General features: G+C 65.4%; 16 protein-coding genes. 9 read left to right on the top strand and 7 right to left on the bottom strand.

The features are described from left to right. The first annotated feature begins 51 nt into the window (after window positions 1-51). Window positions 52-978, top strand: coding sequence for a lipoyl synthase (gene lipA / locus ASE69_RS01400; protein WP_056481881.1), 927 nt, complete (start codon window positions 52-54; stop codon window positions 976-978). Further along, a complete protein-coding gene (locus tag ASE69_RS01395) occupies window positions 978-1451 on the top strand; it encodes a type II toxin-antitoxin system RatA family toxin (RefSeq protein WP_056481878.1) in 474 nt (157 codons plus the stop codon). The genes lipA and ASE69_RS01395 overlap by 1 nt, the downstream gene beginning before the upstream one ends. Here the strand turns inward: ASE69_RS01395 and ASE69_RS01390 are convergent. Genes ASE69_RS01390 through ASE69_RS01380 form a run of 3 tightly spaced genes read right to left on the bottom strand, consistent with a single transcriptional unit; the run spans window position 1397 to window position 3581 of the window. Continuing rightward, complete coding sequence (locus tag ASE69_RS01390) at window positions 1397-1912, bottom strand: CinA family protein (protein ID WP_056048893.1); 516 nt, start codon at window positions 1910-1912, stop codon at window positions 1397-1399. The genes ASE69_RS01395 and ASE69_RS01390 overlap by 55 nt on opposite strands. Continuing rightward, the gene (locus ASE69_RS01385; RefSeq protein WP_200924086.1) at window positions 1912-2436 is read right to left on the bottom strand and encodes a hypothetical protein; all 525 of its coding nucleotides are present in this window, start codon (window positions 2434-2436) and stop codon (window positions 1912-1914) included. Before ASE69_RS01385 ends, ASE69_RS01390 begins: the two co-directional genes overlap by 1 nt. Then, window positions 2433-3581, bottom strand: a complete 1149-nt coding sequence (locus tag ASE69_RS01380; protein WP_056481875.1) for a bifunctional 2-C-methyl-D-erythritol 4-phosphate cytidylyltransferase/2-C-methyl-D-erythritol 2,4-cyclodiphosphate synthase — start codon at window positions 3579-3581, stop codon at window positions 2433-2435. Before ASE69_RS01380 ends, ASE69_RS01385 begins: the two co-directional genes overlap by 4 nt. Before the next feature lie 91 nt (window positions 3582-3672). Between ASE69_RS01380 and dusB the strand changes: the two genes are divergently transcribed. The 7 genes from dusB to hflX all read left to right on the top strand — a co-directional run bounded on the left by dusB (window position 3673) and on the right by hflX (window position 12780). Next, window positions 3673-4671: a tRNA dihydrouridine synthase DusB gene (dusB, locus tag ASE69_RS01375; RefSeq protein ID WP_056481872.1), complete on the top strand. Its 999-nt coding sequence runs from the start codon at window positions 3673-3675 to the stop codon at window positions 4669-4671. Further along, window positions 4658-5722: a two-component system sensor histidine kinase NtrB gene (locus ASE69_RS01370; RefSeq protein ID WP_056481869.1), complete on the top strand. Its 1065-nt coding sequence runs from the start codon at window positions 4658-4660 to the stop codon at window positions 5720-5722. The genes dusB and ASE69_RS01370 overlap by 14 nt, the downstream gene beginning before the upstream one ends. Continuing rightward, window positions 5719-7176, top strand: a complete 1458-nt coding sequence (gene ntrC, locus ASE69_RS01365; protein ID WP_056481865.1) for a nitrogen regulation protein NR(I) — start codon at window positions 5719-5721, stop codon at window positions 7174-7176. The genes ASE69_RS01370 and ntrC overlap by 4 nt, the downstream gene beginning before the upstream one ends. A 52-nt stretch (window positions 7177-7228) precedes the next feature. Beyond that, window positions 7229-9466, top strand: coding sequence for an ATP-binding protein (locus tag ASE69_RS01360; RefSeq protein ID WP_156362082.1), 2238 nt, complete (start codon window positions 7229-7231; stop codon window positions 9464-9466). 4 nt (window positions 9467-9470) lie between these two features. Then, a complete protein-coding gene (locus tag ASE69_RS01355) occupies window positions 9471-10847 on the top strand; it encodes a sigma-54-dependent transcriptional regulator (protein WP_056481863.1) in 1377 nt (458 codons plus the stop codon). A gap of 101 nt (window positions 10848-10948) precedes the next feature. Continuing rightward, window positions 10949-11491 carry an RNA chaperone Hfq gene (gene hfq / locus ASE69_RS01350; protein WP_082441049.1) on the top strand — a complete coding sequence of 181 codons (543 nt, stop codon included), beginning with the start codon at window positions 10949-10951 and terminating at the stop codon, window positions 11489-11491. Further along, window positions 11488-12780 (top strand): GTPase HflX, encoded by a 1293-nt coding sequence (gene hflX, locus ASE69_RS01345; RefSeq protein WP_056481860.1) that lies wholly within the window; start codon window positions 11488-11490, stop codon window positions 12778-12780. Before hfq ends, hflX begins: the two co-directional genes overlap by 4 nt. Here the strand turns inward: hflX and mazG are convergent. The 4 genes from mazG to ASE69_RS01325 all read right to left on the bottom strand — a co-directional run bounded on the left by mazG (window position 12761) and on the right by ASE69_RS01325 (window position 18715). Beyond that, the gene (gene mazG, locus ASE69_RS01340; protein ID WP_056481857.1) at window positions 12761-13495 is read right to left on the bottom strand and encodes a nucleoside triphosphate pyrophosphohydrolase; all 735 of its coding nucleotides are present in this window, start codon (window positions 13493-13495) and stop codon (window positions 12761-12763) included. The genes hflX and mazG overlap by 20 nt on opposite strands. A gap of 83 nt (window positions 13496-13578) precedes the next feature. After that, entirely contained in the window at window positions 13579-14097 is a 519-nt protein-coding gene (locus ASE69_RS01335; RefSeq protein ID WP_056481854.1) for a GNAT family N-acetyltransferase, read from the bottom strand. Then, window positions 14094-14693, bottom strand: coding sequence for a 4'-phosphopantetheinyl transferase family protein (locus ASE69_RS01330; protein ID WP_056481851.1), 600 nt, complete (start codon window positions 14691-14693; stop codon window positions 14094-14096). Before ASE69_RS01330 ends, ASE69_RS01335 begins: the two co-directional genes overlap by 4 nt. Then, a complete protein-coding gene (locus tag ASE69_RS01325; RefSeq protein WP_056481848.1) occupies window positions 14690-18715 on the bottom strand; it encodes a Pls/PosA family non-ribosomal peptide synthetase in 4026 nt (1341 codons plus the stop codon). Before ASE69_RS01325 ends, ASE69_RS01330 begins: the two co-directional genes overlap by 4 nt. Between the last annotated feature and the right edge of the window lie 19 nt (window positions 18716-18734).

Raw genomic sequence — 18734 nt, 5'->3', positions numbered from 1 at the left:
ACATGGCCCGCCACCATTGTCTCAGCGGCAGGGCGGGGCTATCTGGCGTGCATGAACGACATGACCCCGATGGTTGCACCGGTCCGTGCGCGCAAGCCCGACTGGATCCGCGTCAAGGCGCCGACCTCCGCTGGCTTCGCAAAAACCCGCGAACTCATGCGCTCGAAAAGCCTCACCACCGTGTGCGAAGAGGCGGCGTGTCCAAACATTGGCGAATGCTGGTCGAAGAAGCATGCGACGGTCATGATCCTCGGCGACACATGCACGCGGGCGTGCGCCTTCTGCAACGTCAAGACCGGCATGCCGCGCGCGGTCGATCGGATGGAGCCGCAGAACGTCGCCGATGCAGCCGCGCAGATGGGGCTGAACCACATCGTCATCACCTCGGTTGATCGTGATGATCTGCCCGATGGCGGTGCGTCGCAATTCGTCAAGGTGATCCAGGCGATCCGTGCGTCGAACCCGACGACGACGATCGAGATCCTGACCCCAGACTTCCGTAACAAGGCCCAAGCCGCGATCGAGTCGATCGTCGAGGCGCGTCCCGACGTTTACAACCATAATCTCGAGACGGTGCCGCGGCTGTATCCGACGATCCGCCCAGGTGCGCGCTACTACGCGTCGTTGCGGCTGCTGGAGAGCGTCAAGAAGCACGATCCGTCGATCTTTACCAAGTCGGGCGTTATGCTCGGGCTCGGCGAAGAGCGGCTAGAGATCCATCAGGTGATGGACGACATGCGCTGCGCCGACATCGATTTCCTGACGATGGGGCAGTATCTCCAGCCCACGCCGCGCCATGCCAAGGTCGCCGAGTTCGTGCCGCCTAAGGCGTTCGATGCCTATGCCTCGATTGCCCGCGCGAAGGGCTTCCTGTTGGTCGCATCGTCGCCGCTGACGCGGTCGAGCTATCACGCGGGGGATGACTTCGAGCGGTTGCGCGCGAACCGTGACGCCAAGCTGGGCGTCGCGCGCATCTGATGCCGAAGCATTCGGAAACGCGCCACTTGCCCTACACGCCTGAGCAGATGTTCGACCTGGTCGCCGATGTCGGTCGCTATGCCGAGTTTCTGCCGTGGGTCAGCGCGATGCGCGTGCGCTCGAACAGCGAGACGGAGACGCTCGCCGACATGATCGTCGGCTTTAAGGGCCTGCGCGAGACGTTCACGTCGCGCGTGCAGAAGGTCCGGCCGAGCGAACTCAACGTCGATTACGTCGATGGCCCGCTCAAGTATCTGCGCAACGAATGGCATTTCCGGCCAGAGCCGCAGGGCTGCGCAGTCGATTTTACCGTCGACTTCGCGTTCAAGAACCGGATGTTCGAGATGATCGCCGGCCAGGTCTTCGGCGTGGCATTGCGGAAGATGATCGGCGCGTTCGAGACCCGCGCCGCCGAGCTTTATGGCGCCGAAGCGTCCGGCAACAAGAGTTCGAGCGCGCACAACGCGGCCTGAAGCCGGATCCCGCCACGACCGAGATCACCGAAGTCCTTGCGATCGGCGTGAACGTCGGACGGGTCGCGACCCTTCTCGGCGCGACCGAACACGACGGTACCGACTGGCTTCTTGAGCGATCCGCCACCGGGGCCCGCCACACCTGTTATCGCCACCGCGATGTCGGCGCCCGACTGCTTGAGCGCGGCCTGCGCCATGCTCCACGCCACCGCGATCGAGACCGCGCCGAACGTTTCGAGCACGTCCGAACTGATCTTCAGCACGCCGAGCTTGGCGGCGTTCGAATAGGTGACGAAGCCGACCTCGAATACGTCAGACGAGCCGGGGATCTCGGTCAGGGCAGCCGCGACGAGCCCGCCGGTGCAGCTCTCGGCGACCGCGACGCGGCGACCAATCGCACGGTTCTGCTCGACCACCTTGCGGGCGGCGTCGACCAGTTCGGCGGGAAGGATCGTATCCATCAGCGAGTCTCCACCGGGCAGAGCAGCATCGCCACCGCGGCGATATCACCGCTGCGCGACTTCTGGGATTTGAGGTACCGCAACGTCTCGACGACGATGCCCGCCGTGTTGCGCGGTGGCAAGGGCTGGAGCAGCGTCACCATCCGGTCGATCGTCCCGCAATCGCGCGTAGCGATCCGCCCGACGATCTGCGGCACCAGCAACGTCGTCAGCAGCGGTCGCGCAAACTCCGAATCGAGCATCGCGTCCACGGCAGGATCGCTGAGCTTGACGATCGCCGCGCGGGCCGCTGGCCAAGCCCGGTCGGACTCGACCTGATACCGGTCGATCAACGCACTCGACTGCGATCGGATGAGACTTCTGGCGGGAAGCTGCGCCGCACAGACGCGACCGGTTTCGCGGAGAATGTCGGGCATCGCGACGAGCGTCAGCGATTCGGCCTCGGGCCCGGTGATGCAACGCTGTTGGGCGACCGCCGGGCTGGTAAGGAGTGCGATCGCGGCAAGTGCGCCGACGATCTTCACAGCGGAGATCCGGGCAAGCGAATGGTCGCAACGGCCTGCGCGGCGATACCCTCACCGCGCCCGGTGAAGCCGAGGCGTTCGGTCGTCGTCGCCTTGACGCTGACCCGGTCGAGCGTAAGCCCGAGCAGGTCGGCGATCCGCGCGGTCATCGCCGTACGGTGCGGCCCGATCTTCGGCGCCTCGCACATGATCGTCAGGTCGACGAAATCGATGCGACCGCGCTTGTCGGCGATCAGCTTGGCGGCATGCTGGAGGAACTGTGCGGAGTCGGCACCCTTCCACTGTGGGTCGCTCGGCGGGAAATGCGTGCCGATATCGCCCGCGGCGATCGTCCCGAGCAGCGCATCGGTCAGCGCGTGGAGCGCGACGTCGGCGTCGCTATGCCCCGACAAGCCCTTGTCATGCGGGATCAGCACGCCGCCGAGCCACAGTTCCTCGCCGGTTTCGAGGCGGTGGACGTCGAAGCCCATCGCGGTGCGGGTCTCGTAGGCAACACGCGCTTCGGCGGCCGCGAAATCTTCTGGGTGCGTGACTTTCTCGAGCATCGCCGAGCCCTGCACCAACGCGACGCCGACGCCAAGCCGTCGCACCATCTGCGCGTCGTCGGTCGCCTCCTCGTCCGCCGGCCAGACGGCATGGGCGGCACGCAGTGCCTCCACGGCAAACGCCTGCGGGGTCTGCACCCGGTTGAGGTCCGCGCGTGGCACGATATCGCCCAACAGGACACTGCCGCGCGCCAGCGTATCGGTCACCGGCAGCACCGGAATGGCCGCGTCCCTGGTCTTCAAAGCGGCGGCGAGCGAATCGATGACCGCATGCGAAAGGAAGGGGCGGGCGGCGTCGTGGATCAATACGTGCGTCGCTTCGCCGACCGTCGCGAGGCCGTTGGTGACCGACTCGCGGCGCGTCGTCCCGCCAACGACGATCGACACGTCCCCCAATGCTGCGGTCGCCAAGCCTTGCTGGCCCTCGGCGACGACGACGATCGTTTCGGCGATCGCCGGATGCGTCGCGAACGCCTCATGGGAATAGGCGATCATCGGCCTGCCGGCGATCAGCGCGAACTGCTTGGGAACCGATCCCCCGGCGCGCACGCCGGTTCCGGCCGCGACGATGATCGCGACGATACGCTGTGCCTGTGTCATCCTCGCGACCTAGCGCTTCGCTCCGGCCCTCGCCAGCCTTGCCTGAAACGGCAGGTTGAGGTAGGGGGATGCCTCTTTTTCAGGCACATCCATGCGTAACCTTGCTCCTATCCAGATCGGTCCTGTCCGGATCGAAAGCCCCGTCGTGCTCGCGCCGATGACCGGCGTCACCGACATGCCGTTCCGCACTCTGGTGCGACGCTATGGCTCGGGCCTCAACGTCACCGAGATGGTCGCCAGCCAGGCGGCGATCCGCGAGACGCGGCAGTCGTTGCAGAAGGCGGCATGGGATCGGCTCGAAGAGCCGGTGTCGATGCAGCTGATCGGTTGCACCCCCTACGAGATGGGTGAGGCCGCCAAGCTCAGCCAGGATCGCGGCGCGGCGATCATCGACATCAACATGGGCTGCCCGGTGCGCAAAGTCGTCAATGGCGACGCAGGCTCGGCGCTGATGCGCGACACCAAGCTCGCCAGCGCGATCATCGAGGCAACCGTCAAGGCGGTCGACGTCCCGGTGACGCTGAAGATGCGGATGGGCTGGTGCCACGACAGCCTGAACGCGCCCGATCTCGCGCGCATCGCGGAAGACCTCGGCATCAAGCTGATCACCGTCCACGGCCGCACACGCAACCAGATGTACAAGGGCAGCGCCGACTGGGGCTTCGTTCGCAAGGTCAAGGACGCGGTGAGCGTGCCGGTGATCGTCAACGGCGACATCTGCACGATCGCCGATGCCGAAGCCGCAATGGACCAGTCCGGCGCCGATGGCCTGATGATCGGTCGCGGGTCTTACGGCCGCCCATGGGTGCTCGGCCAGGTGATGGAGTGGTTCGCCACCGGACGGCGCATCGAAGACCCGTCGATCACCGAGCAATATGACGCGATCGCAGGGCATTACGAGGCGATGCTCGAACATTACGGGATCGAGACCGGCGTCAACATGGCGCGGAAGCACATCGGCTGGTACACCAAGGGCCTCCCCGGTTCTGCGGAGTTCCGCAACAAGGTCAACCAGGTTCCCGATCCCAAGCAGGTCAAGGCGATGCTGGCCGAGTTCTACGCTCCCTGGCGCGACCTTGAAGCGGCCTGATACGCCATCGCGCAATCGGCCGGGGTTCGCAGAACTCTTCGCCGCACTGCCGGTGGCCGTGGTCGTCGTCGATCCCGACCACAAGGTCGCTCATGCCAACGCACTCGCCGAGCAACTGTTGAACCTGTCGGAACGGTTGATGATCGGACAACCGCTCGATGCTATCATCCCGCCGCCAGACGATCCGCGAAATCGGGCCGGCCACGCTCTCGCCGTCTACGACACCGAAATCTCGACCGCGCGCGGTGTCAAGATCCGTGCAGATTTCGCCGAGACGCAGATCGCCGACTACCCGGGCTGGCGGGCGATCACCTTGCACGCATCCGCCACCTCGCGGCGGCTTGGACACTCGGCGGATCGCGCCGCTGGAGCCAGGGCTGCGGTCGGTGCCGCGGCGATGCTCGCGCACGAAATCAAGAATCCGCTATCTGGTATCCGCGGCGCGGCGCAACTGCTCGGTGCGGGCGAACTTACCACGTTGATCGTGACCGAAGTGGATCGCATCGCCGCGCTGATCGACCGCATGCAGGACTTCAGCGACACCCGCCCCTTGCCGCTCGCCAGCGAGAACATCTATCCGCTGCTCGGTCACGCCCGCCGGCTCGCACTCGCCGGTTTCGCGCGCGGCATAACGATCGAGGAACGCTTCGATCCCTCGCTCCCGCCTGCCCAGATCAACCGCGACGCGCTGCTGCAGATCGTCATAAACCTGCTGAAGAACGCGCGCGAAGCCGTTCGCAACGTACGCGAACCGCGGATCGTGATGACCACCGCGTACCGACACGGCATCACCGTGAGTTCGGCACCCGGCAAGCCGCGCCTGCCGCTGCCGATCGAGATCTGTATCTTTGACAACGGTCCCGGCGCCCCCGCCGACATCGCCGATCACCTGTTCGACCCGTTCGTATCGGGGCGGCGCGAAGGGCAGGGGCTTGGTCTCGCGCTCGTCGACAAGCTGACCAGAGACATGGGCGGCATCGTCCAATACGGCCGCGAAGGAAACCCCGAGATGACCGTCCTTCGCCTCCTGCTGCCGAGAGCCGCGTCATGAGCACAGTCCTGGTCGTCGATGACGATGCCGCGATCCGGACCGTCGTCGCGCAGGCGCTTCGTCGCGCCGGGCATGAGGTCACTGTTGCGGACAGCCTCGCGCAACTCGAACGCGCGCTCGCGGCGTCGCTGCCGGACGTTCTCATCACCGACGTCATCCTCCCCGACGGCGACGGTATCGATCATGTCCGCAGTGTTGCCGCGCGGTTTCCGCTGCTCCCGATCATTGTCCTCTCGGCGCAGAACACGCTGACCACGGCGGTCCGCGCGGCCGAGGTTGGCGCGTACGAATATCTACCCAAGCCGTTCGACCTCGACGTGCTGACTCGCGCGGTCGCCGGTGCGCTCGCGCGGGGCGGGATGGTATCTGAGGATACGCTCCACGACGCGGACCGCGCGCTGCCCCTGATCGGGCGCTCGGCGGCGATGCAGGACGTCTACCGGATCATCGCTCGCGTCGTCTCGAACGACCTGACCGTGCTGATCTCGGGCGAATCGGGGACCGGCAAGGAACTCGTCGCGCGCGCGATCCATGATCTTGGCCCGCGTAGCGCGGCACCGTTCGTCGCGATCAACATGGCTGCGATCCCGCGCGAATTGATCGAAGCCGAACTGTTCGGACATGAACGCGGCGCGTTCACCGGTGCAGCGACGCGCAACGCCGGCCGGTTCGAACAGGCGTCGGGCGGCACGCTGTTCCTCGACGAGATCGGCGACATGCCGATGGAAGCGCAGACCCGCCTTCTCCGCGTGCTCCAGTCGGGCGAGTTCACCAGCGTCGGTGGCGCACGGACGATCCGCGTCGACGTTCGCATCGTCGCCGCTACCAACCGCGATCTCGCGTCACAGGTCGCGACGGGGCAGTTCCGCGAAGACCTGTTCTACCGGCTCAATGTTGTCCCGATCACGTTGCCGCCCCTGCGCGAACGACGTCAGGACATCGCGCTGCTCGCACGGCATTTTCTAGATCACGCGGCTGCACAGGGCCTCCCGCGGCGTAAGCTTGCCAGTGACGCCCTGGTCGCGCTTGGCGGGCATGACTGGCCGGGCAACGTTCGCGAACTCGAAAATCTCATGCGGCGGCTGGCAGTCTTGTCGCGCGACGAAGTCATCGACGCGGACGCGATCCGTATCATGATCGGCCGCCACGCCACGCTCACCGACCCGGTCGACCTCGATATCGGACAAGCGGTCCGCGCGATGATCGAGCGCATCGCTCATGACGATCCAGCCGCACTCGATGACGGCACGCTCTATGACCGCGTGATCGGCGAAGTCGAACGGCCGCTGATCGAGGCGATGCTGGCGCGGCATGGTCAGAACCAGCTTCGGGCCGCGCGCGCGATGGGGATCAACCGCAATACGCTTCGCAAACGCCTCGATACGCTCGGCATCGATATCGGCGGTGCGATCGGCGGCGACGCGCCTCGCGTAGACGAACCGGAACGGCGGTAATTCTGTCATTATGTGGTTTCACGGCAACGGTTGACGTTGTATCGGGGCAACGATGATCGCTTCCGCGACGCTACCGATGGACGATGACGGGCCTGCACACCGGTTTGCCGTGACGCCTGCGGTAGAGGCGGTCGTGCTCGGCGTGGCGATCGCGATCGCCGTCACGAGCTACTTCATCATTACCGGCAGCGACGCACCGCAGCGCCTGATCCCGCCACCCCTGGTAGCGCTGCTGCTGGTCGCGAACCTCGTGCCCGGCATCGCACTCCTCATGTTGCTAGGGCGACGTGTGGCCATGCGCCGTGCAGCGCGTTCGCCGGTCGGCGGTGGCGGTCGCCTCCACGTTCGCCTCGTCGCTTTGTTCTCGATCGTCGCCGCGGTGCCGATGCTGCTGGTGACGATCTTCGCATCGCTGCTGTTCCAATATGGCGTCCAGTTCTGGTATTCCGATCAGGCGCGGGGGATGCTCGAGAACGCAACCGGGCTTGCCCAGTCGTCCTACGCACGCCAGCTCAACCGATGGCAGGAAGCCACCGTGACGATGGCGAGCGACATGTCTGCCTATCTCCGAGAGCGCTCGCTGCAGAGCCCAGATTTTTCCGGCTGGTTTCTCCAACAGGTCTATTTTCGCAGCCTCTCGGAAGCGGCGTTGTTCAAGCTGTCCCCTCAGCAGGGCATCCAGACGCTGGCGATCGTCAACCCGTACGAGATCGACTTTACGCGCCGTGTCACACCCTCGGCGATCGCCGAGTTGCGGTCGGGCAAAAGCGCGGTCGTGGCGGTGACGGGCGATCGTATCCAGACGATCACGATGCTGCCTGGATCTGACGAGCTGTTTCTCTATGCGGGGCGCGTCGAGGATACGAAATCACTCTCCGAACAGACCACGCGTGCGAACGACGTGCTCAAGAGTTATCGATCACTTCTGGCCAGGGCACGCAGTCTCCAGTTGCAGTTCAATGCGGCACTGTTGTTGATCTCGTTGCTGATCGTGGGGATTGCGGTGTGGATCGCGCTGGCGGTTGCGGATCGCCTCGTCCGGCCGGTTGGCGAGCTCGTCGACGCCGCACGCCGGGTGGCAGCCGGCGACCTGACCGCGCGTGTCCCCGATCCGCGCAGCCGCGATGAGGTCGGCACGCTCGCCAACGCGTTCAACCAGATGACCGGGCAGCTGGAGGCGCAAAACACCGAACTCGTCACCGCCAACGGCCAGCTCGAAAGCCGTCGCGCGTTGATCGAGGCGGTGATGGCGGGGGTCTCCGCAGGCGTCGTCGCAACCGGACGCGAGCGGACGATCACGATTGCGAACGATTCGGCGACGACGTTGCTGGGCACCGATACTGGCGGGCTGGTCGGACGGCGCCTGGTCGATGTCGCGCCCGAGCTCGACGCGATGCTCGATGGTGGCGACCGGGAAGCGATCGTCGAAGTTGGCCAGGGGAGCGAGGTCCGCACGCTTGCCGTGCGGATCGCCCGACCAGCTACTGGCCCGATCCTGACGTTCGACGACATCACGCAGCAGCTGCTCGATCAGCGCCGCGCGGCATGGTCGGACGTCGCTCGCCGGATCGCGCATGAGATCAAGAACCCGCTGACACCGATCCAGCTTGCGGCCGAGCGGCTTCAACGCCGCTATGGTGGGAAGATCGAGGCGCAGGACGGCACGTTCTCGCGATTAACCGACACGATCATCCGCCAGGTTGGCGATCTTCGTCGCATGGTCGACGAGTTCTCCTCGTTCGCGCGGATGCCGAAGCCGGTATTTCGCGAGGAATCGCTGGTCGATGCCGCGCGCCAGGCGCTGTTTCTGCACGAGGTTGCGCATCCCGCGATTAGCTTCCAACTGGTGCAGGACGATCCGGGCCTCACGCTGGTTTGCGACCGCCGCCAGATCGGTCAGGCGCTCACGAACATCGTCAAGAACGCGGTGGAAGCTATTGAAACGCGTGGTGGACCCGGCGGATCGGTGACGATGACATTGACGAGCGATGCCAACACGCTCGGCATCGCAGTGGCAGACACCGGCATCGGGCTACCCGCGGAGCGGGACAGGATCGTCGAACCTTATGTAACGACCCGTGCCCGCGGCACAGGCCTCGGCCTTGCCATCGTCAAGAAGATCATTGAGGAGCATTGCGGGACGATCGGCTTTTCCGATCGGCCGGGGGGCGGTACACTCGTCACCATGACCTTCGACGCCAAGGCGCTGGCCGCGCTCGACCAAGGGGCATCCGCATCCGAGTTGGCTGGGGAGGGCCGACTCGACACGATGACCCGCAACCGGACATGATTTAATGGCGCTCGATATTCTCGTCGTGGACGACGAACGTGACATTCGCGAACTCGTAGCCGGCGTCCTGGAGGACGAAGGCTATGAGACCCGCGACGCTGGCGACAGCGATTCCGCCTTGGAAGCGATCGCGGCGCGGCGTCCGTCGCTGGTGCTGCTCGATGTATGGCTGCAAGGTTCGCGTCTCGACGGCCTCGAACTGCTCGACGAGATCAAGCGGCGCGATCCGTCGATCCCTGTTCTGGTGATCTCGGGTCACGGCAATCTGGATACCGCCGTCGCCGCAATTCGCCGCGGGGCGTCCGACTTTATCGAAAAGCCGTTCGAGGCCGAACGATTGCTACTGATGGTAGCCCGCGCGACCGAGACCGAACGCCTCCGCCGCGAGGTCGCTACGCTGCGCGCTACGGTCGGCCGCGAAACCGACCTGACCGGCAGTTCGGGCTCGATTAATGGCGTTCGCGCGACCTTGAAGCGGGTGGCGGCAACAGGCAGCCGCGTCCTCATCATGGGCGCGGCGGGAGTCGGCAAGGAAGTCGCCGCGCGCCTGCTACACGGTTGGAGCCTGAGGACCGACGCGCCGTTCATCATCGTCAGCGCCGCGCGGATGACGCCCGAGCGAATGGACGAGGAACTGTTCGGTGTCGAGGAAGCGGGCGATCTCGTCCGTCCCGGTCTGTTCGAACAGGCGCATGGCGGTACGTTGTTCCTCGACGAGATCGCCGACATGCCGATCGCGACGCAGGCCCGTATCCTGCGCGCTCTGACTGACCAGAGCTTTACACGGGTAGGTGGTACGCGCGTCGTCAAGGTCGACGTTCGTGTCGTCTCCGCGACCGCGCGCGACCTCGTCTTCGAAATCGCCGAAGGACGGTTTCGCGAGGACCTGTATTACCGGCTCAACGTCGTACCGGTGATGATCCCGCCGCTGTCCGATCGTCGCGAGGACATCCCCGCGCTGGTCCAGCATTTCATTGCGCACTACGCATCCGAGCGCCGCGTGCCGACGCCGGAAATCGCGCCGGACGCGATGGTTGCGTTGCAATCCTACGACTGGCCGGGAAATGTCCGGCAGCTGCGCAACGTCGTCGAGCGCACGATCATTCTGGCGCCGGGAGACCGGATCGGGCGGATCGACCTCGACCTGTTGCCGGCCGAGGTCTTGGGCGATCAAGGCGATATCGGATCGGCCGGATCGACCGCGATCATGGGCTCGCCTTTGCGGGAAGCGCGCGAGACGTTCGAGCGGGAATATCTCCGGGTGCAGATCCGACGTTTCTCGGGAAATATCTCACGGACGGCCAGCTTCATCGGCATGGAGCGTTCGGCGCTTCATCGAAAATTGAAGCTGCTCGGCATCACCGAAAGCCGCGAGGAATAGACGCCGTAATTTCGCCGCCCTCTGGATATAGCAGGGCGGCGATCATAGATCAGTACCGCGCCCGGTAACCGGGTGCATCTCCGACGCCGGGAAACGGCGCCTTGCGGGCAAAGTCCCGCCAAAAACAAAGGGTTATCCCATTGGCCGATAAACCAGGCTCGCTTCAGGATCTGTTCCTGAACGCACTCCGGCGCTCCAAGACGCCGGTCACCATGTTCCTCGTCAAGGGCGTAAAGCTCCAGGGCATCGTCACATGGTTCGATAATTTTTCCGTCCTGCTCCGCCGCGATGGCCAGTCGCAGCTGATCTACAAGCATGCGATCTCGACGATCATGCCTGCTGGGCCCATGGACGTGTCGGCAATCGTCGATGCGGTGGGAGAAAACCAGAAGAAGCACCCGCTTTTGCAGGATATATTTCTCAACGCGGTGCGCAAATCCGAAGATAGCGTGACGATGTTCCTCATCAACGGCGTCATGCTGCAGGGCCAGATCGCAGGCTTCGATCTGTTTTGCATGCTGCTCCAGCGCGAAGGCATGGCACAACTCGTCTACAAGCACGCTGTCTCGACGATCCAGCCGGCCCGCCCGCTGAACCTTGCCGAAGAGCCCACCGATACGGATGAAACGGACGATGACGATTGAGTAGTGGTTTCGAACGCGATCGGGACGAGTTCACCCGTGGAACACGAGCGATCGTCGTTCTTCCCGACCAAGGCGACGCTGCGCGCGACGTAGATGCCCGGTTGGAGGAAACCGCGGGGTTGGCCGCTGCGATCGGTGTAGAGGTGGTAGAACGGATCGCTTACCGCGTCCGCCAGCCAAAGCCCGCAACGCTGATTGGAAGCGGGCAGGTTGAATTGTTGGCCACCCAAGTTCGGATGGAAGAGGCGGGACTGGTCGTTTTCGATGCGAGCCTGACTCCGATCCAGCAGCGCAATCTGGAGAAAGCGCTCGAGGTGAAGGTGATCGATCGCACCGGACTGATTCTCGAGATCTTCGGCGAACGCGCCGCGACGGCCGAGGGGCGCTTGCAGGTCGAACTCGCGCATCTTGATTACCAGGCTGGCCGGCTCGTGCGGAGCTGGACCCATCTCGAACGCCAGCGCGGCGGCTTCGGCTTCCTTGGCGGTCCGGGCGAAACCCAGATCGAAGCGGATCGTCGTTTGATTCGCGACCGGATGGCGCGATTGAAGCGTGAGCTTGAGCAGGTCAGCCGGACGCGCGGGCTACACCGTGAACGGCGCCAGCGCGCGCCATGGCCGGTAATCGCGCTGGTCGGCTATACCAATGCGGGTAAGTCGACGTTGTTCAATCGCGTGACTGGTGCCAACGTGATGGCGGAGGATCTGCTGTTCGCAACGCTAGATCCGACGCTACGTCAGATTCAGCTCCCTGGGCTAGACAAGGCGATCCTGTCGGACACCGTCGGCTTCGTTTCTGACCTGCCGACGCAGTTGGTCGCCGCGTTCAAGGCAACTCTGGAAGAGGTGGTCTCCGCCGATCTGTTGGTCCATGTCCGTGATATCGCCCACCCGGATTCGGAGGCGCAGCGTGCCGATGTCGAGACTGTGCTGGCCGAGATCGGTGTCGACGACAATACGCCGCGGTTCGAGGTTTGGAACAAGCTCGACTTGCTTGACCCCGACGCGCACGACGAGATTGCCGGCGAAGCGGCGCGGCGCGACGATGTCGTGGCGATATCGGCGCTGAGCGGGGAAGGGGTGCCGCATCTGATCGAGCAGATCGCGGCAAAGCTGACGGGGGCGCATCGGCGCTACCGGATCACGCTCGATGCCAGCGATGGCGCGGGCGCTGCTTGGCTGCATGCGCATGGCGAAGTGTTCGGGAGCGTCGATGACGAGCTCGAGACGACATATGACGTGCGACTGTCCGATGCGGACTATGACCGGTTCACCCGCCGCGACGTTTGACCACCTGCCATAGTTCTTCCTTCTGATTGAGGGTCATGCCGGCGAACGCATCGCCGGCGAGATCCTCGATCGCCCGGAACCGCGCCTCGAACTTCAAATTGCCGGCGCGTAACGCGCTTTCCGCGTCTACTCCGAGATGCCGCGCCCAGTTGGTAACCGCGAATAGCAGGTCGCCAACTTCTTCCGCGAGTTTATCGGAAGGGGCTTCGCGAACCTCCTCGATTTCCTCGTGAACTTTCGCCAGCGGCCCGCTCGCATCCGGCCAGTCGAAGCCCACCCGCTCTGCGCGTTTCTGCAACTTGTCGGCGCGAGACAGTGCCGGAAGGCCAAGTGCGACCCCCGCCAACGCGCTGCTGTCCGATTTGGCCGAACGCTCCTGCGCCTTGATCGCTTCCCAACCAGGTGACTGTTCCACGTCCCCGAATATATGCGGATGACGCCGTTCCATCTTGTCGGCAATCGAGGTCACGACGTCGGCCAGCGTGAACGCACCGGCTTCCTCCGCAATGCGGCTATGGAACACGACCTGAAGCAGAAGGTCGCCCAGTTCGTCCTTGAGGTCCCCGGGATCGTTCCGTTCGATCGCGTCGGCGACCTCATAGGCTTCCTCGATCGTGTAGGGTGCGATCGTCGACCAGGTCTGCACACGGTCCCAGTCGCAACCTTCGACGGGATCGCGCAACCGGGCCATGATGGCGACGAGACGTTCGATCATAGAGAAGCCTTATAGAACGGGATTTTTCGATCCGGAACGTACGCCGAAACATCGAGGGCGTGGTAGATGAAGACTGAACCGTATCAGGCCGTACATCGCGCAAAAGCAGCGTCGCGTCTGCCCGTCAGGTCTTCGAGCGACACCCCCGCAATATCGAAGCGGAGTTCGTGCATGTCCATGCCGGACCGGTAGCCCCCGGGCCAGACGCTGGTCAGTTCGAAGCCGCAATGCTGGAAGAACGGAGAGACCTGGGGCGACGTATCGACTGTGACGTAGCGCGTGGGCGGCTCGCCTGAGGTGGCGACGTGGAGTAGGCGTTCGAACAGCAGCAGTTTGCCGAGACCGGCGCCGTGATATGCGCGCGCGGCCATACCCCAATAGAGCAGTGCCTTGTTGTAATGCTCCCAGATTTCGTAGCCGCCGAACGCGCCCGGGATGCCGTCGACGTCGACCACGAATGCCGGGCCGTCGGGGTCGTCGAGCGTTTCTTCCAGCCAATCGCGGTCGCCGTCGCCGAAATACTCGGGGAGGTTCGAGTCGAAGATCGCGAGGACGGCAGCGCGGTCCTTGTCCTCGTAGCGGCGGGTCAGGATTCTGGTCATGGCTGGCTCCACTGCGCGATGGTTTCGATCGCGTCGGGGATGGAACGGCTCCAGCAGCGCGAAGTGCCTTCGAACGTTGCGGTCGCGTGGGTTGGATCGGTGACGATGGTTTCGATCGATTCGGGGCGGATGCGGCGGGGTTCGCCGATGAGCTTCGCGTGCGCTTCCTTGATCGTCCACCGACGGAGCCATGCGTGGGGCTGGGCGAGGGCGGGCAGGCGGCGGAGCGCGTCGGCTTCGGTCGGGGTTAGCATGTCCCAGAGCGGAGCGTGGTCGTCGACGACTTCGCGGTCGACCGCGATCGGCTGGCGCGCAAGGCCGATCAGGGCGTGTGCGCCGCGGCTGGAGAGGCTGAGATACCAGCCGCCGGGGGCGGAAACGATCGGCGCGCCGGCCGCACTGCGTGTCAGTCGAACATCGTCAGAGTCGCCGGCCAGTTTGCGGATGAGCGCAACGGCCAGGCCGTGTCGGATCGCGCGCGCATCGCCGGGCAGGCCGGCAGCGTACGGTCCGGTCTCGGCAACACTCCACGCGATTGGCGACCGCCCGTCCCAGACGAGCGCGTCGAGCGGACCGTAGTGCCAGACCGGCGTCACGTCGCGACGGCGATCCGCGCCGGGCTCCCGTCCCAGCTCGTGCCGTCGGGCAAGGTCTCGCCCTTCATCACCACCGACAGGTCGCCGAGCTGTGCGTCTGCGCCGATCTCGGCGTCGTACAGCACGATCGCGAGCGAGCCGATCGTCGCGCGGTCGCCGACGCGGATCGCGCCGACCTTCATCACGCGGTCCTCGAACAGGTGCGTCTGCAGGCCGGCGAAGTCGTTGAGCGCGACGTCGTCGCCGATGTCGACGAGGTCGTGCTCGGTCAGGTCGGTGGTGTCGATGTAGCAGCGTTTGCCGATCCGCGCGCCCATCAGCCGGAGATAGAGCGCGATCCACGGCGTGCCGCGAAGCGGTTCGAGCAGGTTGGCGACCGCCAGGTTCTCGTAAGTCGCGGTCACCAGTTCGGTGCGCCAGACGAACGTGCTCCAGAGCGGCGCAGTCGTGACCTTGTAGCGGCCGACGACGAGCCATTTGAGCGCGAGGACGAAGATCCCGCAGGCCAGGCAGAAGCCGACGTACAGGAACGGGAACGTCGCCGCGACGACCAGTGCGCCATTGTCGAGATCGTCGAGGTCGCCGACCACCGACAGAAGCAAGCTGAAGAACACCAGGAACGCGGTCAGGGACAGCGTGGTGCGAACCGCCTCGATCGACAGGCGCGTGGCGATCAGCGCGCGCGACGGATTGAACCGCGCGCCTTCGTCGAACATCGTGTTGACCTGTCGCACCGGCAGCTTGATCGCGGGTGAGCCGAACCAGGTGCTGCCCGCTTCGGTGGCGAGCGCGGGATCGCTCGGTGGCTTCGAGAGGACGCCGACGAGCACCTCGTCGCCGATCTGCGTGCCGCTCGGCAGCAGTGCGGAGTTGCCGATGAAGCTGCGGCGGCCGATCTTCGTGTGCGCGAGTTCGATCGTGCCGTGGCCGATCCGCGCCGCGCCGAAGATCACCGAGTCCGCGATGAAGCTCTCCTCGCCGATCTCGACGAGGTCGGGCACGATCGCGCTGGCGGTCGAGATTTCCGCGCGACGACCGACTTTCACGCCGAGCGCACGGTACCAAGGCACCACGTACAGCGTCGCAAAGATCGGGTGGAGCAGGCGAAGCGCGAGGTCGTTGATCTGCTGAACGAACCAGTAGCGGACGTAGAACCCGCTGTTGAGCGCATAGACCGCAGGCGCGACGCGGCCGAGGATCAGGCGCTTGGCCGCCACGGTCAGCACGCACATCATCACGACATAGGTGACCGCGAGCAGCGGCGCGACCGCGACATAGGCATAGCCGCTGGTCGCCCAATCGAGCTCGATCAGCGCGATCAGCCCGGGAGCGATCGGCAGGATCGCGACCAGCGGCAGGATCAGCGCGCACAGGAACAGGCCGATCGCCGGGCCCGCGCTGCGCTGCGCTGCGGTGGCCGGGCGGCGGGGCGCATCGCCGTCATGCGCGGCAGGCGAACCTGCCCAGCGTTGGCCAGCCGGGATCGTCGTATCCGCGGGTAGCGCGGACAGATCGTCGAGCATCGCGTCGTCGCCGAGCGCGGCGTTGCGGCCGACCACTGCCATCGACCCGACGAACGCGCCCTTGCCGAGCTTTACCGTGCCGAGCCGCAACAACCCGCGTTCGACCGAGCTGGTCGAGAGCACCGACTGGTCGCTGATGATCGCATCGTCGTCTGCGTGGAGCAGGTCGGCAGTGTCGATGATCCCGGTGCCGATATGGACGCGCTCGCCGATCTTGGCGCCCATCATCCGGTAATAGCCGCGGATCATCGGCGTGCCCGCGAGATACGGCGTCGCGGTGACGCCGATGATTCGGCGGACCAGCCACCAGCGGAAATAATAGCTGCCCCAGAGCGGGTAATCGCCCGCCTTGAAGCGCCCGACGATCAGCCATTTGAGCGCGATCGACAGGAACATCGACGCGATCGGCACGACCGTGAAGAACAGCCCGCTGAGGATCAGCGCGTCGACCCGCGGCATGTCGCCGGCGAGATGCGTGTAGGCGAGATAGGGTGAGAACCACTGCAGCCCCGCCAGCGTGTAGATCGGCAGCAGCGCGAGCGTCTGCGCGGCGACGCACAGCCGGCGCTTCCACGGCGCGATATGGTGGAAGCTGGTCTCGTCGAGGATCGCGACGGGCGTGGTGCCGCCGATCCGCAGCGCTAGCGCGCGGATCGTCGGCGCGGCGTAGACGTCCTCGAGCGACAGCCCTTCGAGCCCGCGCACCTTTCGCGCTGCCGAAACCAACCGGGCGGCCTTCAGCGAATGGCCGCCGAGATCCTCGAACAGGTCGTCGAGCACCGATACCGGCTGCGGCGCGAACGCCTCGGCCCAGACGCGGTGCAGGCTTTCCTCCATCGGCGTGGCGGGCGCGACCATCTCGCGGTCCGACGTCACGGTGATCTCGGGCTTGACCAGCGCCTTGCGGTCGACCTTCCCCGAGGCGGGCAGCGTCGGCATGTGCGACAGCAACTGGTAGCCCGCGGGGCGCATGTAGTTGGGGAGCCGCTCGGCGACGCGGGCCTTGAGGCCGACCATGTCGATCTCCTCCGCCGGACGCGCGATCAGGAACGCGGCGAGGAATTCGGAGCCATCGCCGTCGGTGAAGAGCTGGACGACGGTTTGCGCGACGCTTGGCCATTCGCCGATCACCGCCTCGATCTCGGCGAGTTCGACGCGGAAGCCGCGGATCTTCACTTGCGTGTCGATGCGCCCGACGAAATCGATGTCGCCCGCCGCGTCGAGCTTCACCAGGTCGCCCGACCGGTAGATCCGCTCAGGCGCGCCCGACGGGCCGTCGAACGGCGTCATGATGAACTTCTCGGCGGTCAGGTCGGGGCGGTTGACGTAGCCGACGCCGACGCCCGGCCCGCCGATGACGAGTTCGCCTTCCTGGCCGTCGGGGACCGGCTGCATATGCTCGTCGACCACCCAGGCGGTGTAGCCGGGGAGGGGCTTGCCGATCGTGATGCGATGGCCGGGGAACACCTCGGTCCAGGTCGCGGTGACCGACGTCTCGGTCGGACCGTAGGTGTTGAGCAGGCGGAGGCCCGGACGCGCGAGGCGGCGTGGCAGGTCGGCCGGGCACGCTTCGCCGCCCATGTTGAGCAGGCGCAGCGTTGGCACCGGATGCTCGACGAGCGCGATCAGCGAGGGGACGACGTGCCAGATCGTCGTGTTCGCCTCGGCGAGCGCGATCGCCACGTCAGGCCCGCTGGTCGCCAGCGCCTCGGTCGCGACCAGCACGACCGCACCGACGAAGAACGCGCTCCACATCGTCTCGACCGACATGTCGAACGCGAGGCTGAAGCCGCCGAACACGACGTCGGCCGGGGTCAGGTCGAGGATCGCGCTTTCCGAGCGGACCAGGTGGCACGCGTTGCCGTGCGAGATCATCACGCCCTTGGGCCGGCCGGTCGTGCCCGATGTGTAGATGATGTAGGCGAGGTCCTGCGGATCGCTTTGCGTGACGTCGCGGCTGATCGGCTCGGACGGCTCAGCCGCGAGATCGCCCAGCGCCGCGTCGAGCGCGAGCGTTTTCCCCTTCAGGTTGGCGACGCGGTTGGCGACGGTGATCGTCAGGGCGGCTTCGCTGTCCTCAACGATGAAGTCGATGCGGTCCTGCGGATAGCCCCAGTCGACCGGCACATAGGCGGCACCTGCGCGCAGCACGCCGAGGATCGCCATATACTGGTCAAGCCCGCGCGGCAGGCACAGCACGACGCGGTCGCCGCGGCCGATCCCCATCGCGCGCAGGCGGTGCGCGAGCGCGAGGCTGCGCGTGGCGAGGTCGGTATAGGTCCAGGCGGTCTTGCGGTCGTATTCCTCGTCTGCGCCGATAAGCCGCAGCGCGATCGCGTCGGGATGCGCCGCGCGCGTGGCGTCGAAGATCTCGTGCAGCAGTTCGTCACGGGCGTAAGGCTCTGCGGCACGCAACGCAGGGGCGGGGGCGATCGACGGGTAAGCCGTCCTTGCTAAAATGGCGGTATCGGAAGGGCTTACCGGCGTGTCTTGCTGCATACTCAAGCCTTAGACGATG

The organism is Sphingomonas sp. Leaf208, from assembly GCF_001421415.1.
GTDB lineage: Bacteria > Pseudomonadota > Alphaproteobacteria > Sphingomonadales > Sphingomonadaceae > Sphingomonas.
The sequence above is the reverse complement of the archived record's forward strand: the minus strand, read 5'-3'. Positions and strand labels throughout refer to the sequence as shown.

Excerpts from the sequence above, each read along its gene's own strand:
- lipA (WP_056481881.1), top strand. The coding sequence starts at position 52 with ATGAACGACATGACCCCGATGGTTGCACCGGTCCGTGCGCGCAAGCCC.
- ASE69_RS01395 (WP_056481878.1), top strand. The coding sequence starts at position 978 with ATGCCGAAGCATTCGGAAACGCGCCACTTGCCCTACACGCCTGAGCAG.
- ASE69_RS01390 (WP_056048893.1), bottom strand. The coding sequence starts at position 1,912 with ATGGATACGATCCTTCCCGCCGAACTGGTCGACGCCGCCCGCAAGGTG.
- ASE69_RS01380 (WP_056481875.1), bottom strand. The coding sequence starts at position 3,581 with ATGACACAGGCACAGCGTATCGTCGCGATCATCGTCGCGGCCGGAACC.
- dusB (WP_056481872.1), top strand. The coding sequence starts at position 3,673 with ATGCGTAACCTTGCTCCTATCCAGATCGGTCCTGTCCGGATCGAAAGC.
- ntrC (WP_056481865.1), top strand. The coding sequence starts at position 5,719 with ATGAGCACAGTCCTGGTCGTCGATGACGATGCCGCGATCCGGACCGTC.
- ASE69_RS01360 (WP_156362082.1), top strand. The coding sequence starts at position 7,229 with ATGATCGCTTCCGCGACGCTACCGATGGACGATGACGGGCCTGCACAC.
- ASE69_RS01355 (WP_056481863.1), top strand. The coding sequence starts at position 9,471 with ATGGCGCTCGATATTCTCGTCGTGGACGACGAACGTGACATTCGCGAA.
- mazG (WP_056481857.1), bottom strand. The coding sequence starts at position 13,495 with ATGATCGAACGTCTCGTCGCCATCATGGCCCGGTTGCGCGATCCCGTC.
- ASE69_RS01335 (WP_056481854.1), bottom strand. The coding sequence starts at position 14,097 with ATGACCAGAATCCTGACCCGCCGCTACGAGGACAAGGACCGCGCTGCC.
- ASE69_RS01325 (WP_056481848.1), bottom strand. The coding sequence starts at position 18,715 with ATGCAGCAAGACACGCCGGTAAGCCCTTCCGATACCGCCATTTTAGCA.